Source organism: Paenibacillus sp. PL2-23 (assembly GCF_040834005.1).
Taxonomy (GTDB): domain Bacteria; phylum Bacillota; class Bacilli; order Paenibacillales; family Paenibacillaceae; genus Pristimantibacillus.
In genome coordinates, this window is record NZ_CP162129.1 from 393,605 (window position 1) to 409,814 (window position 16,210).

The window sequence follows — 16,210 nt, forward strand, 5'->3', positions numbered from 1 at the left end:
AAGGCGTAACGGACATCAAACGCGCGTAGAGCTCGAAGTTGTCGCTTTTCAGCATGTAACGGTGTACGCTGGTCACTTATAAAATAACAATCGGTTTGCGGCGGAGTTGCGATAGCCGGTCGGCGTCAAGCCGGTCATCCCCTTGAACGTCCGCATGAAATGCTGGCTGTCGTGGAAGCCGAGCTGCAGCGCGATCTCGTTGATGGTCAGATTCGTGTCCGTCAGCAGGTAGGAGGCGGCTTCGAGCTTCTGCTGCATCAGGAATGGCTTGAGCGGCACACCTGCAATCTGGCTGAACAAATGGGACAAATATTTGGCGTTATAGCCGAAGTGGTCCGCTATTTGCGTAACCTGCAGCCGCTCGAACCGGTGCCACTTGATATAATCCACAACGTCGTTGTACAACTGCTTCTGCTTCAGCCGCTGCCCGGAGCCGGGGCTGTCTTGCTTCATTTGATTGTGAAGCTCACAGAGAATGCTAGTCGCCATATAATGGCCCAGTGTCGGGTCTTGATAGCTGCGAATGGCATCCTGCAGCTGCTTCATCATAACAATGAGCTTATCCCCGCCCCTCAGCGAGCCCTTGCCTGGAATCCGCAGGATGCTGGCAGGCTCCTCGCTATCGCCCGTATCGAATGGCGCTGCAGGCTGCTCCGACTCCATAACGTGTAGCCAATAAAAGCTGCAATCCGACGGCTGATACCCGTATTGACGGGTTCTTGGAGGCATTAGCAAATATTCGCCCTCACGCAAGGCGTGCTGCTCATGCTCGTCGGCGATATACAGCACGCCCCGGGTCGGGAGGAACAGCTCGTAGTCCATCAGGATCCGGTTCATATGCATCCAATCCGCTGATGGAGCCGTGAATTTACCTGTCATGACCAGTTGCAGTGGTCTTTCGACGTTCAAGAGAAACGTTGTCATCGCTGGATACCCCCCATCTAACCTTTTCACCCCATATCCATGCTATAACCATAACAAGCCGCACGAGAGCTGGCAATAGGGCTGGCGATGAAGACCAGCTTCTCTAGCCTGCCGCATGCATGCTGAGAACAGACTTTTTTACACCAATTCGAACGTTTCGCCACTTACGCAGCCTTGACCCTTGATAGTACGCTGAGGAAGAACAAACCAAGGCGAGAGGCGGATGTAACTTGAGAATGGGAGAAACGACGCGCAAGCAGCTGCAGCATTTTGGACTGGATCAGGTCAGACTGACTGAAGCTTACCATACGAACGCGGCCCAGAAGGAGCTTCAATATCTGTACAGTTATGAGCTGGACCGGCTGCTGGCTGGATTTCGGGAGACCAAGGGGCTTGAGCCGAAAGCTCCAAAGTACCCCGGCTGGGAGGACACTGAAATACGCGGGCATACGCTGGGCCATTACATGACGGCTTGTGCGCAGGCGTATGCCGCCTCCAAGGACCCGGTGATGCTGGACCGGCTTCAGTATTTGGTTGCTGAGCTGTCGCAGTGCCAGCTTGACAGCGGCTATCTGTCGGCTTATCCCGAGGTGCTGATCGACAACGTTGAGAACAGGCAGCCGGCATGGGTACCCTGGTATACGATGCACAAAATCATAGCGGGCCTCATCTCCATCTACCACGCGACAGGGTCGAAGGAGGCATTCGACGTGGTCTCCCGACTGGGAGACTGGGTCGCTTCCCGAACCTCGCGCTGGACCAAGGAGCTGCAGGCGACGGTGCTGGCGGTGGAGTACGGCGGCATGAACGACTGCCTCTACGATTTGTACCAGATAACCGGCCATAAGAGGCATCTTGACGCGGCCCATCAATTCGATGAGCTGCCGCTGTTCGAGGCCATCCACGCCGGTCACGATATTCTGAGGGGCAAGCATGCCAACACAGCCATTCCGAAATTTATCGGCGCCTTGAATCGTTATCTGACGCTGGGCGAGCGCGAGCGCTTCTACCTGGAGACAGCCGAGCGCTTCTGGGAGATGGTCGTGAACCATCACAGCTACATGACGGGCGGCAACAGCGAGTCCGAGCACTTCGGAGAACCGGATCTGCTGGACGCCAAGCGAACGGATATCACTTGCGAGACGTGCAACAGCTACAATATGCTGAAGCTGACCCGCGAGCTGTTCAAGCTGACGCGGGATCGCCGGTACGCGGATTTTTATGAGAGGACGTATATGAACGCCATCCTGTCCTCCCAGCATCCCGAGACGGGCATGACGATGTATTTCCAGCCGATGGCTACGGGTTATTTTAAAATATACAGCTCTCCGTTCCAGCATTTCTGGTGCTGTACAGGTACGGGCATGGAGAGCTTCACGAAGCTGAATGACAGCATCTACTTCCATGATTGGGATGCTCTGTACGTGACCCAATATATAGGCTCGATTCTGGATTGGTCCGAGCGGGGGCTCATGCTGGCAATGACGGCCGATCTGCCGGCGAATGAGCAGGTGGAGCTGCGGGTGAACGTCGCGAACGGCGAGCGCCGGGAGCTGGCCCTGCATCTGCGTGTGCCGTATTGGTCGGCTGGCGCTATGGGCGTGCGGGTTAACGGGGAGTCTGCGCTTGCTGACAATCGGGATGGCTATCTGGTGATTCGACGGACATGGGCGGACGGAGATATCGTCGAGCTGACGCTGCCGATGAACGTGATGGCTTCGCGTCTCCCCGACAATCCGCAGGCGGTTGGCTTCCAGTATGGTCCCGCCGTGCTCAGCGCGGCGCTCGGCTCTGAGGATATGACGCAGGCCCAGACAGGCATTATGGTTCGTGTGCCTACGAAGCGGATGCGGATGAAGGATTACCTCATTCCGCGGGGCATGAGTCCCGAGGAGTGGATCAGGGGCGTGGAGAAGCATCTGGTCAAGCAAGGCTCTGAGCTTGTATTTCAACTGCGGCAGACGGATGAGGACGATCGCCTGCTCTTCACGCCGCATTACCGGCAGCACACCGAACGATACGGCATCTACTGGCATGTCATTGCGGAGGACTCGGAGGAGCTGGAGCGGCATAAGCGGCAGGCTCGCATGGAGGAGCTCATTCGCGAGGCGACAATCGACAGCGTGCAGGTGGGCAATGATCAATACGAGCTGCAGCATGAGATTCAAGGCGAGAACACATTCGGCGGCGCTTGGGATGGACAGAATGGCCGGGCGGCCCATCCCGGAGGCTGGTTCAGCTATAAGCTGAGGGTGCTCCCGGGGGAGCAGAACAGCCTGCAATTCCTGTTCTTCGCCGTGCATCATGATCGCGTGCTGAACATCTACGCGGACGGTGAGCTGCTTGCCAGCTACAAGTCCGATCCGCAATGCAAGCGGGAATTCCTCCCCGTCACGCTCGACATTCCGGCCTCGATCACGAAGGACAAGGAGTGGCTGACGTTTACCTTCGTCCCGGAGGAGCGAATCAACGGGATCTACGGCATTCTCCGAACGATGAAGCCGATTGAGGCGAATTAAACAATGGACGCAATGCCAGGCTGGCGCTCGCTAGCTGGGCATTGCGTTTTTTTGGTGGAGAAGGCTGGATAGGTGCGGCGGGGTGTCGCTATTGCGCGGATTGAGGTCACGCGGCGGTCGATAGGCACACGAGAGATCGTTATTGCGCCGAATGAGGGGTTAGAAGGAGCAACAGCCACACGAGATATCGCTATTGCGCCGAAAACAGGGGCCCGTATGTCGCAGGCCCCCGGAGCCGCGCTATGCTGGCTTCAACCGGCTATGAAACTATCCGAAATGTTGCAATCGTGGCATGTTCAACCTAGCGGCCGGAACTTAGAATGAGGGTACAGCAATCCGAGCATGGCTGCTCAGCAGCTATGTGGAAACGCTTACTCTATTCTTTCGGTGGAGCAGGCTTACGGGTGACAATAGAGGAAGGTGGGGGACCGTATGAGGAAGAAATCCAGAATGCTGTCGGCGCTGCTTGCGATCACGCTGCTGATAAGCTCGTTGTCGGCGGGTGCAGGCAGAAGCTATGCCGACGACTTGCAGCCGGAGCCGGAGCTGCTAACGGACGGCGGGTTTGAGGGGGACCTGTGGGCCGACGGCAATTGGACAGTGACAGCAGGAGATTGGAATAGCGTCGATCTGCAGCATTTCGCTTATGCGAACGATTCGTATATCACGAAGCACCAAGGCGATTATGCCTTTAAGTATTGGATCAAAAACACGGCGACGCAGAATCAGACGTTCACCGTGAAGCAGACCCTTGCGGCATTGCCGGCAGGGAGCTATGAGCTGACGGTTGCCTCCATGGGCGGGAGCGGCGCGGAGGGCGGAGCGGTGAAGCTGTTCGCGGGAACCGAGACCATGAATACCGGCGTTGTCACAGCCGGCTACAACAATTGGGGCACGGTGAGCCTGAGGTTTATCGTCTCGCAGCCAATGGCGAATGTGGAGCTTGGCGTGACGGTGACGGCGGCCGCGAATGCTTACGGCTTCCTGGACAGCATGAGCTTGAAGCAGCTCAGCACAGATACAAGCCAGCCGGTTGAAGCCGACATCTTCGTCGAGAAGGTAGAGGGGCTGGCCGACGATTTCATCAAAGGTGTCGATATCTCCAGCATCCTTGCTTTGGAGAACAGCGGCGTGAAGTTCTATAACGAGGCTGGCTTGGAGCAGGATATATTTGCAACACTCAGCGAGTCTGGGGTCAACTACGTCCGCGTGCGCGTATGGAATGATCCATTCGATACGCACACACCGCGCAGGGGCTACGGCGGAGGCAACAATGACTTGGCCAGCGCGCTGGAGATCGGCGAGCGGGCCACGGCGAACGGCATGAAGCTGCTGGTGGACTTCCATTATTCGGACTTCTGGGCGGATCCCGGCAAGCAGCAGTCGCCCAAGGCTTGGAAGGATATGAATCTGGATGCGAAGAAGGCAGCGTTGTATGCCTTCACTTACGACAGTCTGGATGCCATGCTGGACAAGGGTATCGACATCGGCATGGTACAGGTGGGCAATGAAACGAATGGCGGCGTAGCCGGCGAGATAGGTTGGACCTCTATGAGCGCCTTGTTCAGCGAAGGCAGCCGAGCCGTCAGGGACATAGCGCAGGCGTATTCACAAGAAATCCTCGTTGCGCTGCACTTCACCAACCCGGAAACCTCAGGACGTTATGCGAGCTACGCGCAGACCTTGTTCGCCAACAACGTAGATTATGACGTCTTCGCGACCTCCTATTATCCGTTCTGGCACGGCACGCTCGGCAACCTGACAGCCGTTCTGAAGCATGTGGCTGACACCTACGGCAAGAAGGTTATGGTAGCGGAGACCTCCTACACGTATACAGCGGAGGATGGCGACGGACACGGCAATACTGCGCCCAAAAGCTCCGGTCAGACATTGGACTATCCCGTTACGGTGCAAGGGCAGGCCCGCGCGCTTCGTGACGTCATGGACGCGGTGGCGGACATTGGTCCCGCCGGGCTTGGCGTATTCTATTGGGAGCCAGCCTGGCTGCCGGTAGGACCAGCGAATGAGCTGGAGCAGAATAAGCAGAAATGGGAGCAGTTCGGCTCAGGCTGGGCTTCCAGCTACGCGGCGGAATATGATGCTCATGATGCAGGTGTATGGTACGGGGGCAGCGCGGTGGACAATCAGGCGTTGTTCGATTTTGCAGGCCATCCGCTTCCCTCGCTCAAGGTGTTCGAATATGTGAATACGGGGGCCGTGGCTGAGCTCAAGGTGGACGCCATCAACGATATTTCGCTGAGCGTGACGCAAGGCGATACCATTGCCCTTCCCGCCACCGTAGCGGTGACGTACAACGATGGTACGACAGGCACGGCGGCTGTTACATGGGATACAGGCGATCTGGAACAAGCGCAAAGCGGCGGAGTCGGCCGCTATGTCATCGACGGCACTGTGGATGGCGGAACGGTCAAGGCGGTTGTGCAAATTACGAAACAAAACCTGGTTCTCAATCCAAGCTTCGAGAACAGCGACCGGTCGATGTGGAGCATTACGCATTTGAACGGCGCCTCGGCTCATACCGACTATCAGAACAAGGTGTCCGATGCGAAGACAGGAAGCTACACGCTGCACTTCTATTCCGCCACGGGAGTAGATTTCACGGTGGAGCAGACGATCACCGGTCTTGAGCGGGGCTACTACAGCCTGTCCATGTTCCTGCAGGGCGGCGACGCTTCGAATCCGGAGATGTATCTGTATGCGAAGACGAGCGGCGGCAGTGAACGACAGGCGGAGACCGGCGTGAACGGCTGGGTCAGCTGGCAGAACCCGCAGCTGACGGATATTCTCGTGACGGACGGCACGCTTACCATTGGGGCCAGAATCAAAGCCGACGGCGGCGCTTGGGGCACGCTGGACGATTTCTACCTGTATAAGGACAGAGACTATGTCGCTGTGCCTCCTACGGTCCCAGTGCTTCCCGTGCCGCCTGCAGGCTCGTCCTCCGACGGACTGCAGGTGATAGTGGGCGGCAAGCCGCAGGGCGGGCTGGCCAAGGTAGTGCAGACGACCGAAGGAGGACGCAGTGTGCTGACGGCTTCACTGGATGGGGCTAAGCTTGCCGCTCTGCTGGAGCAGTCGACTGGCAAGCCTGCCATTGTCATTCCGGTCACGACGGCGGCGGATAAGGTGGCGGTCGGCCTGAGCGGCGATACGCTCAAGAGGCTGGAGGCCAAGCCATCCATTCTGGAGATCCAGACAGTGAACGGCTACTACAAGCTGCCTTCCTCCTACCTTTCGTTGGATCGCTTGTCCCAGGAGCTTGGCGGTCAGGTGGCGCCGTCCGATATTCAGCTCCAGATCAGCATTGCGAAGGGCGATGAGAACGCCATCGCCCGTACAGAGCTGGCGGCGGACAATGGCGGCTTCTCTATCGTCGTGCCGCCTGTCGAATTTGAGGTGACGGCGATGTATAACAATCAGGTAATCTCAATCGACAGATTCCCAGCTTATGTGGAGCGCGCCATTCCGATACCGGATGGTGTAGACCCAAGCAGCGTTGCGACGGCCATTGTTGTAGAATCGGACGGAGCCATACGTCAAGTTCCGACCCGCATAGCTTTTCAGGATGGCCAATATTTTGCGGTCATTAACAGCTTGACCAACAGCTTGTATGCGCTTGTCTCGAACGAAACGGCGTTCGGGGATATGGAGGGGCATTGGGCGCAGGACGATGTGGAGGCCATGGCGTCCAGGCTGATCTTGAGGGGTGTAAGCGCGGAGCGCTTCGAGCCTGAGCAATCCATCACTCGGGCGGCCTTCGCGGCCATCATCGTCCGCGCGTTGGGTCTTGGCGATAACGGCTCGACCCTCGCCTTCAGCGATGTAGAGGCGAATGCTTGGTACAACGGCGCGGTTGCCATGGCGGCGGAATACGGTCTGATTCAGGGCTATGAGGACGGTTTGTTCCGTCCATCCGCCACCATTATCCGAGAAGAAGCGATGCTGATTCTGTTCCGCGCGATGGGAATCGCGGGACTCCATGTGGAAGCAGCGGACGATATGCTCTCGCCATTCGAGGACGCTTCCGAGATCAGCGATTGGGCGCGGGAGGCGGTTGCGGCGGCGGTTGCCGGAGGACTGGCGCAGGGCAGCAACGGCCAGCTGAAGCCGCAAAGCGAGATTACGCGCGCAGAGACGGCGTCAATCGTTCGGCGCTTGCTGGCTATGGCGAATTGGATAGACGGCTAATCGTCGATATGAAGAAGGCTGACTCACCGGCAATCAAGCTGCCGGAGAAGTCAGCCTTTGCTGCATATTGTATCTTATAGGTAATGTGCGTTTTTTTTATAGGTTTGAGCTCTACCCAGATGGACGGGATGTCGATATAATGTTAGGAAAGCTAACATGAATATGGAGTTCAAAGCCGGAAGGGTGGTTACATGAATATTTGGGGGAAAATAGTATCTCCGGCGGCATACCTGATGTCGCGCCTTAGGTACGGCCACAAGTTTGTTCTTATAAGCGTACTCATTCTGATCCCATTCTTGCTGCTGCTGTGGCTGTGGGTGACTGCACTGCAGCAAGAGATTGACAGGGCACGGTCGGAGAGTCAAGGGGTGGCGTACATGGAAGCTCTGCTTCCCTTCATGCTGGAAATTCAGCAGCACCGCGGCCTGGCTAACGGCTATCTGAACGGAGACGCTGCCGGGGAAGCCGCAATGACCGAGCTTGAGGCGCGTATGGATAAGACGGCCAGGCATGCGGCCGAGATGGATGCCGCGTATGGCGGCGCTTGGCAGACTGGCGAGCGCTGGGCGGCTATGGCGAGCGCTTGGGAGGCGTTGCGAATCGAGACGCGCTCCTTAACCGCAGCTGAAAGCTTCGCGAGGCACTCAGAACTGATCGCGGCGCTCATCGATCACATGGTCTTTGTCTCTGATCAGTCTGGACTGACGCTGGACACCGAGCTGGACTCCTATTACATGATGGATCTGAGCGTCCATCATATTCCAGCATTAATCGAGCTGGTGGGACAGACCAGAGGGAAGCTTAACGGACTGCTGGCGGGAAATCAGTGGACGGAGAATGACAGAATGGCCCTGATGCTGGCGCGCAGCGAGATGGAGCGCGGCTTGGCTGGGATCGAGAAGGCGCTGTCCGTTACGTTCCAGTACAACGGCTCGCTGGAGGAGCGGGTCGGTGAGCCGGGCCAGGCTGCAGTGGCGTCCGTGCGCGGTTATTTGGACAGCGTGAACAGGCATTTTATTGAAGGTGATATGTCGGGCGTTGAGGCGAAGGCGTTTTTTGCAGAGGGCACCCGGACGATTGCAGACGCGGACGCCTTGTTCGATACGGCTCTGTCTGAGCTGAACAGGCTGCTGGGCGAACGTATGGAGGAGCTGACGCAAAGCCGGAATATGATGATTGCGGCGTTCGTTGCCGCGCTGCTGCTTGTCACGCTGTTCTATCTGGGCTTCTATTACAATACGATTTCAGCCATTCGCACCCTGCAGGCGCAATCCGCTCGCATGGCGGGAGGAGACTTGACGGTGCAGGTGGAACTGAACACGAAGGACGAGCTGCGTCTGGTTGGCGATGCCTTCAATCAGATGTCGGACGCCTTGAGCAGGCTGCTGCTGAACAATCAGCATATTTCGGAGCAGGTGGCGGAGTCCTCGCGGCAGCTGTCCCATGTAGCGGCGGATTCTGCGGTCATCATGCAGGATATCGCCCAGTCCGTCGGCGGAATCGCGGAAGTGGCGGAGGGCCAGCTCAAGACCTCTGACGACAACACGCATGCGTTGACGGAAATGGCAGAGGCGGTCAATCGTATTGCCTCAACCGCGTCGGAGGTCGCCGATTTCTCGAACAACGCCAGGGCAGGGGCGGACAGCGGAGCGGACAAGCTGCGGGAAGCCGTGGATCAGATGGAGAAAATCCGCCAAGCGGCTCAAGTCTCCCGTTCCTCGCTCTTGACGCTGGGGGAGCGCTCGCAGCGAATTGGAGAGATCAGCTCCGTCATTATGGAGATATCGGCGCAGACGCAGTTGCTGTCGCTTAACGCCAATATTGAGGCGGCCAGGGCGGGGGAATTCGGCCGAGGGTTTATGGTGGTGGCGGGCGAGGTCGCGAAGCTGGCGGAGCAGACCCGTCAGGCGGTGCAGACCATCGCAGTTGTTGTGGATGAGATTCGTACGCTTGTGGCGGAATCGAACCAGTCGGTTGCATCGACGTCGGCCGAGGCGGAGCAAGGCTTGACGACGATTGCAGCCGCGAATGAAGCGATCGGCTCAATCCGCGCGGTTATGAACGAAATGTCGAGTCAAATGCAGGAAGTATCGGCTGCGGCCGAACAGCTGTCCGCGGGAACGCAGCAGGTGACAGCGGCTTTCACCGATACAAGTGAGCAGACCAGAAGGACGACGAGGGAAACCGTCACGATGGCGGCCGCCTCGGAGGAGCAGCTGGCGTCGATACAGGAGGTGCAGGCTTCCGCGGAAACGCTAAGCAGCCTGGCCCAGAGGCTGCAGCAGGAGCTGGGGAAATTCAAGCTGGCGGACAATGCCGGAGGCGAAGGCGGCAGTATGGCATAAGATGTTTGTATGGATAAATGGGTCCAGAAGCCGGGAGCGATTAGACATGCTCTCGGCTTTTTCCTGTGCACTGCGAATTGGAGCTTTCGACATCATGAGGATGGTATTGGAGCTATTTGGATAGAATGCTAAGAGATATTGTCGAATGGAGGCGAAGCGTTGAGCTCATTATTTCGATCCATCCAGAAGATAATGGCCGGCGGCGGCTCTCCTAAGAGAGCGCAGCCATCCACGCCGCCCGCTAGGCAGGAGCTTCATGCCCGGCTAGCCGACAGCCTCCCCGTCATTCGAGAGCTGATCGGCAACAGCCCCGATATTATTATTCGCGTCATTTCGCTGCATCGTGGGAACGAGCGGGTGGAGGCCGCGCTGGTCTATACAGAAGGGCTGGCGAACATTACCGATATGCTGGAATCGCTGCTCGCGTCGGGCAAGGAGACGGAAGCGGAACCGGCAATGGAGGGAGAAGTCCCGGGGCAGGGGGCATATCTGCAGAAGCTGAAGCAGACCATTCTGACCGTTGGCGATATTAAGGACGTATCGGATTACGAAACGTTGATGCACGCTGTATTGTCCGGCGATACGGCGCTGCTCGTGGACGGCTGCGAAGAAGGCGTGCTCGCCAGCACAAGGGACTGGGAGGATCGAGGCGTCAACGAGCCTTCCAGCCAGCAGCTGATTCGCGGCCCGCGCGACGGCTTCTCCGAGACGCTGCGCACGAATACGGTGCTGCTTCGGCGGAAGATCAAGGATCCCAATCTGTGGATGGAGATGAAGCAGATTGGTCGCGTGACCAAAACCGACGTCGTGATGGTCTACATGAAGGGCATCGCAACCGACAAGGTGATCGATGAGGTGCGTTCCCGGCTGGATCGGATCGACATCGACGCCATTCTGGAGAGCGGCTATATCGAAGAGCTCATTCAGGATGAGACGTATACGCCGTTCCCTACAGTCTACAACACGGAACGACCGGATGAGGTGGCGGCGGGATTAATCGAAGGGCGCGTAGCTATTATCGTGGATGGCACGCCGTTCGTCCTGCTGGTGCCCGCCCTGTTCACCCACTTCCTGCAGTCCTCGGAGGATTATTATCAGCGCGCCGATATCGGCACCATCATTCGCTTGCTTCGGTATATCGCCCTGTTCATCTCGCTGCTGGCGCCAGCCGCGTATATTGCGGTCACCACCTTTCACCAGGAGATGATTCCGACCCCGCTGCTCATCAGGGTAGTGGCGCAGCGGGAGGGCATTCCGTTCCCGGCATTGGTCGAAGCTCTCCTCATGGAGGTTACCTTCGAAATATTGCGAGAGGCGGGCATTCGCATGCCGAGGGCAATCGGACAAGCCGTATCTATTGTTGGAGCGCTTGTCATTGGACAGTCAGCCGTTGAGGCGGGGCTTGTCGGTCCGGCAATGGTCATTATCGTGTCAATGACAGCCATATCTAATTTTGTTATCCCCTCCTTCAATATGGGCATCTCCATTCGGATGATTCGGTTCGTGCTGATGCTGCTGGCGGCGACGTTCGGATTATTCGGCATTATGGTGGGATTGATTGCTATGGTGCTGCACTTGTGCAGCCTGCGCTCGTTCGGGGTGCCTTACATGGCGCCATTCGCGCCGTTCATTATGGAGGATCAGAAGGATAACATTTGGCGGCTTCCTCACTGGATGCTGACGACTCGACCGAGATTAATTAGCCAGACGAACACTACGAGGCAGCAACGCAACAGGGAGAATAACCCTAATAACTAGCGGGAAGGCCGGGCAGGTGAACAAGATACGATACGTCAAGCTGTGTATAGCTCTTATGGCGATGCTTCTGCTGCTGACCAGCTGCTGGAACAGAAGAGAGCTGAACGATATGTCGATAGCGTCCGCACTCGGCTTCGATAAGAAGGGCGATGGCTATGAGGTGGCGGTTCAAATTATTAATGCAGGTGAAATTGCCAGCGGGAAGGGCGGGGGCGGGCAGCGCATGCCGGTTGTGACCCAGCAGCTGATCGGGGGGCACACGATCTTCGAATCGGTGCGGGCGATGACGACGATGACGCCTCGCAAAATTTACGCCTCACACATCCGTGTCCTTGTGATTGGCGAGCAGCTTGCCAAGGAAGGCATTGCCGATGTGCTGGATTTCCTGTCGCGGGATCATGAGTTTCGAACGGATTTCTATATTCTTGTTGCAAAAGGTGCTACAGCCGCCGATGTGCTGCAGGTGTTGACGCCGCTGGAGAAAATTCCGTCCAACAAGCTGTTCGAAGCGCTGGAAACCTCGGAGCAGAATTGGGGCGTGACATCAACCGTTGATCTGCACGAGCTGATCTTCGACATTGTAAGCAAAGGCAAGGAGCCCGCTCTGACCAGCATTCAGATCGTTGGCAACGCCGGAACGGCTAAGACCAAAAAAAACCTCGAGACGCTGACGCCTGCCGCGTTCCAGCGCTTTAACGGGCTGGCCGTCTTCCGGCAGGATAAGCTGGTGGGCTACTTAAGCACCAAGGAGAGCAAGGGCTACAGCTACGTCCTGGGCCATGTCAAAAATACAGTTGTACGAGCGTCTTGCCCTGACGGCGGCGACATTGCGATCGAGCTCAACCGCATCAAGCCCAAGGTGAGGGGCAGTGTGTCTGGGGGACAGCCTGCTGTTGAGGTTGCGGTGAAGCTTGAGGGCAATGTGGGGGAGGTTGTGTGCGGCATCGATCTGGAGAAGACGGACTCCATCGCTTGGCTGGAGGAAGCGGTGAACGAGGAGGTTCGGGGTACGATTGAAGCGTCCGTCAAGAAGGCCAAGGCCTTCCGATCGGATATATTCGGCTTCGGCAACGCGGTTCACCGGGCCGACTCTCGAGCGTGGAGGGAGCTGCAGAAGGATTGGGAGGATGAATTCCCCGATCTGAAGGTGGACGTCACCGTTGAGACGGAGCTTCGGCGAACGGGTACCGTCGTACAGTCCTTTATCAAGGAGCTGAAGGATTAACATGTGGACGATAGTTGTCATCATCGTTGGCTTGCTGATTGCCGCCCAGGAGCTGCCGGATCTGCTTCGCAATAAGCGGAGGGTGGATATAGGGTTGTTTTCCACGCTGCTCCTGATCGGCATCGCGCTTGGGGTCATGGAAAGTCTGGAGCTGGATATTCCGAACCCGCTCGACGCATTGACGGTCATATTCGGTCCAGTGAGCGAGCTTATGAAGAGTATATTCATCTAGTACTGCAGAGGAGGCGGGGGCCCATGCTGGAAAAAGGCAAAATCAGTCTCATCCAAATGACCATACTTGTGATGCTGTTCAGCCTGGGAAGCGCGATTCTGATTGTGCCTACCGCGCTCGCTTCCGTCGCCAAGCAGGACGGCTGGATATCGGCTATTATAGGAGCGGGACTGGGCTCCCTGGTTGTATGGCTCTATATCGCCATCGGCAAGCGGCATCCCGACAAGACGCTGATCGAATGCTGCGAGGAGGTGCTCGGCGTGTGGGCCGGCAAGCTGGTGGGACTGCTGTATGTTCAGTTTTTTTTCCTGCTGGCTACACTCGTCCTGCGCAACATTGGCGACTTTATTACGACGATTGTCATGCCGGATACGCCAATTCAAGCCATCCATATCCTGTTTCTTCTTATTATCATGATGGGAGCGAGACTGGGGCTTGAGGTGATCGGGCGCACCGCGGAGATTTTTTTGCCATGGATATGTGGCCTTATCCTGGTCCTGATGGTGTTCATTGTCCCGCAGATGGAGTCGTATCGCCTGGCGCCACTGTTCGAGAACGGGTTCAATAGGATTATCTACGGAAGCTTCTCCATACTGAGCATTCCGTATCTGGAGCTTGTGGTCTTCCTGATGATCCTTCCATACGTCAATCATAGGCATAAGGCGGGGAGCGCCTTGCTGGCGGGCAGCCTGCTTGGTGGAGGCATACTGATTCTAATTAGCGCCCTTAGCATCACGGTGCTGGGCTGGGAGTTTACCGCGAGGCATGCCTTCCCCAGCTACACCTTGGCCAAAAAAATTCAGCTTGGAGAGTTTCTGCAGCGGATTGAGGTCATGATGGCGATTATTTGGTTTATGACGATTTTTTTCAAGCTGACCGTGTGCTTCTACGCCTCCGCCTTGTCCATCGCCCAGGTGTTCAGGACAGCCAGCTACCGTCCGCTCGTGCTGCCGCTTGGCATGATTATGGTCATCTTATCGCTTGTTGTGTACCCCAATATCGTATATTTCAGAGAGTTCGCCTCGAAGATCTGGACATCCTACGCGATGGTGTTCGGCTTAGTGCTGCCGCTTGTGCTGCTTCTGGCGTCGCTGGCAGCCTCGCGCAGGCGTAACAAGGGCAGCGCCCAGGAGCAGGGGGCGGGATCGAATCAAGAGCAGGCGGAGGCCGGGAGCTGAGAGAGCTCCCGGTTTTTTGCAAGTTGCTGTAAGGGCGAAGGCTTTGCTCCAAAGGATAACGACGAGTCATTAGGACGAGGTAGATGGGGTTATTCTTGCTAGTAAGCCGTGCTACTAAGGTATACCATGCTCCCCCCTCCAAAGGTGAGTCCAAAATCACACTGATGACGGACGTCCCGGACTTCCGGGCGATATATAATTGCATTAACGAAGCAAGCGCACAGCACATTCGCAACGATAACCACCTGCTGAGCTCAGCATGAGAGAGCAGTACAAGCAGACCCCAATACAACCATTCAAAGGAGATCGAGAGAACATGAAGAAGGTAAAAGTGAAGGTAGCAGCAGGCGTAGTAGCAGTAGGTATGGTAGCATCCATGGGTACAGTATTCGCGGCGACAGACGCGGGCTCGCAGCTTCAGGGCTGGTATCTGAACGCATCCAATACGGTGAAGGAGATCATCTCCGGCGATTTCGCAAGCTACCAGGCTGAGAAGCAGGCTGATCACAAGAAGGCAGTGGAAGGCATCACCAAAAATGCTCGTGAGGACGTTAGAGACGCGGGCCGCGCGGAGCTGGCAAGCACCAATGAGTCCATTAACGCTCAGGTTGAGAAATACGTGGGTCAAATCAACAGCAAGCAAGCTGCCATTACTGGCGCTATGCCGGGTGAATACAACCGTTTCGTAAGTGAAACCAACGGGACAACGAACGGTGAAGTGGCCAAGACGGGCGCAGCGAACGAGACGTCGATCAACAACGCCATCCGTAACCACAACAACTGGTACCAAGGCCAGCTGACTACAGGCGTTAACGAAAATACGGCAACTCAGAAAGCCGTTCTGGAGCAAGAAATCGCAAGCACACAGGCTGAGCTGAAGGCTCTGCTGGCAGGCGAGCAGACAGAAGCAACAAACGAAGTGAAGGCTCACCTGGATTCCAAGCTGGCAGCTCTGCAGGCACAGCTGCAAACTCTGGCTAACAAGGGCGTAGCGCAAGCGGAGAAGGACATTAAACAAAAAGGCGACGAGCTGCTGAAGGCGAGCCTGAGCGAGCTGGACAGCATCGTTGACGGCATTGACGGTCTGGTTGTTGCCCCTAACTAATCGCTCCAAACCTATAACGATATATACCATAGTAGAGGTCCTCTTGCGGGACCTCTCTTATCGGTTTTAACAAGAGGATGGTGACAACGGAGAATGACAGAGCAAGCATCATCAACGGTCGTCAGGAAAAAAAGCGAGCTATGGGGATGGATTCGATTCCTGCTTGTGCTGGCCCTTGTCTATCTGATCGTCAATAACCTGACTGGGCTTATGCGCGTCTCGGGACAATCGATGGAGCCTACGCTTCAACACGGCGATATTCTGCTGATCAACAAAGCGTCGTTGTTCGTCGACAAGCCGAAGTACGGGGATGTTGTAGTGGTCGAGGAGGAGAGTCTTGGCTACAAGATTGTGAAGCGGGTCATTGCGGTCGAAGGGGATACGGTGGCTATTGTCGATGGCGTTACATTCGTGAACGGCGAGCAGCTGGTGGAGCTTTACACCTATGGCAAGTCCGAGGATATGGAGGAGCTGACTGTAGGAGCGGGTCAGTTGTTCGTTGTGGGTGACAATCGCACGTTAGGCGAGAGCCTCGACAGCCGCAGCCCTTCTCTCGGCCCTATCGCAATTGGCGACGTGAAGGGTTATGTGGCGGCTTCCCTGTGGCCCATGCATGGCATCGCCAAGCCTCTGGATTTGAATTAAATGATCGATGTGCAATCAGCAAGTGGCCCCGTCTTGTATGCCATACAAGACGGGGCCACTTGCTGTTCTC

10 protein-coding genes are annotated in these 16,210 nt (G+C 56.6%); 9 read left to right on the forward strand and 1 reads right to left on the reverse strand.

Translation table 11 applies throughout. The annotated features are described in order from the left end of the window. Positions 1–72: 72 nt before the first annotated feature. Positions 73–924, reverse strand: coding sequence for an AraC family transcriptional regulator (locus AB1S56_RS01695; protein WP_340871685.1), 852 nt, complete (start codon positions 922–924; stop codon positions 73–75). Positions 925–1,160: 236 nt separating this feature from the next. Between AB1S56_RS01695 and AB1S56_RS01700 the strand changes: the two genes are divergently transcribed. From AB1S56_RS01700 to lepB, 9 genes are all read left to right on the forward strand, one after another. Then, on the forward strand, positions 1,161–3,443 hold the full coding sequence (locus AB1S56_RS01700; RefSeq protein WP_340871734.1) for a beta-L-arabinofuranosidase domain-containing protein: 2,283 nt from the start codon (positions 1,161–1,163) through the stop codon (positions 3,441–3,443). 432 nt (positions 3,444–3,875) lie between these two features. Beyond that, complete coding sequence (locus tag AB1S56_RS01705) at positions 3,876–7,652, forward strand: glycosyl hydrolase 53 family protein (protein WP_340871683.1); 3,777 nt, start codon at positions 3,876–3,878, stop codon at positions 7,650–7,652. Positions 7,653–7,843: 191 nt separating this feature from the next. Continuing rightward, positions 7,844–9,997 carry a methyl-accepting chemotaxis protein gene (locus AB1S56_RS01710; protein WP_340871681.1) on the forward strand — a complete coding sequence of 718 codons (2,154 nt, stop codon included), beginning with the start codon at positions 7,844–7,846 and terminating at the stop codon, positions 9,995–9,997. Positions 9,998–10,189: 192 nt separating this feature from the next. After that, positions 10,190–11,755 carry a spore germination protein gene (locus AB1S56_RS01715; RefSeq protein WP_340871733.1) on the forward strand — a complete coding sequence of 522 codons (1,566 nt, stop codon included), beginning with the start codon at positions 10,190–10,192 and terminating at the stop codon, positions 11,753–11,755. Between the two features lie 16 nt (positions 11,756–11,771). Further along, positions 11,772–12,980, forward strand: coding sequence for a Ger(x)C family spore germination protein (locus tag AB1S56_RS01720; protein ID WP_340871679.1), 1,209 nt, complete (start codon positions 11,772–11,774; stop codon positions 12,978–12,980). A gap of 1 nt (position 12,981) precedes the next feature. Next, on the forward strand, positions 12,982–13,212 hold the full coding sequence (locus AB1S56_RS01725; protein WP_340871678.1) for a hypothetical protein: 231 nt from the start codon (positions 12,982–12,984) through the stop codon (positions 13,210–13,212). A gap of 23 nt (positions 13,213–13,235) precedes the next feature. Then, positions 13,236–14,390, forward strand: a complete 1,155-nt coding sequence (locus AB1S56_RS01730) for an endospore germination permease (RefSeq protein ID WP_340871676.1) — start codon at positions 13,236–13,238, stop codon at positions 14,388–14,390. A 316-nt stretch (positions 14,391–14,706) separates the two neighbouring features. After that, positions 14,707–15,495, forward strand: coding sequence for a hypothetical protein (locus tag AB1S56_RS01735; protein WP_340871674.1), 789 nt, complete (start codon positions 14,707–14,709; stop codon positions 15,493–15,495). Between the two features lie 93 nt (positions 15,496–15,588). Next, positions 15,589–16,140, forward strand: a complete 552-nt coding sequence (gene lepB / locus AB1S56_RS01740; RefSeq protein ID WP_340871672.1) for a signal peptidase I — start codon at positions 15,589–15,591, stop codon at positions 16,138–16,140. The last annotated feature ends 70 nt before the right edge of the window (positions 16,141–16,210 follow it).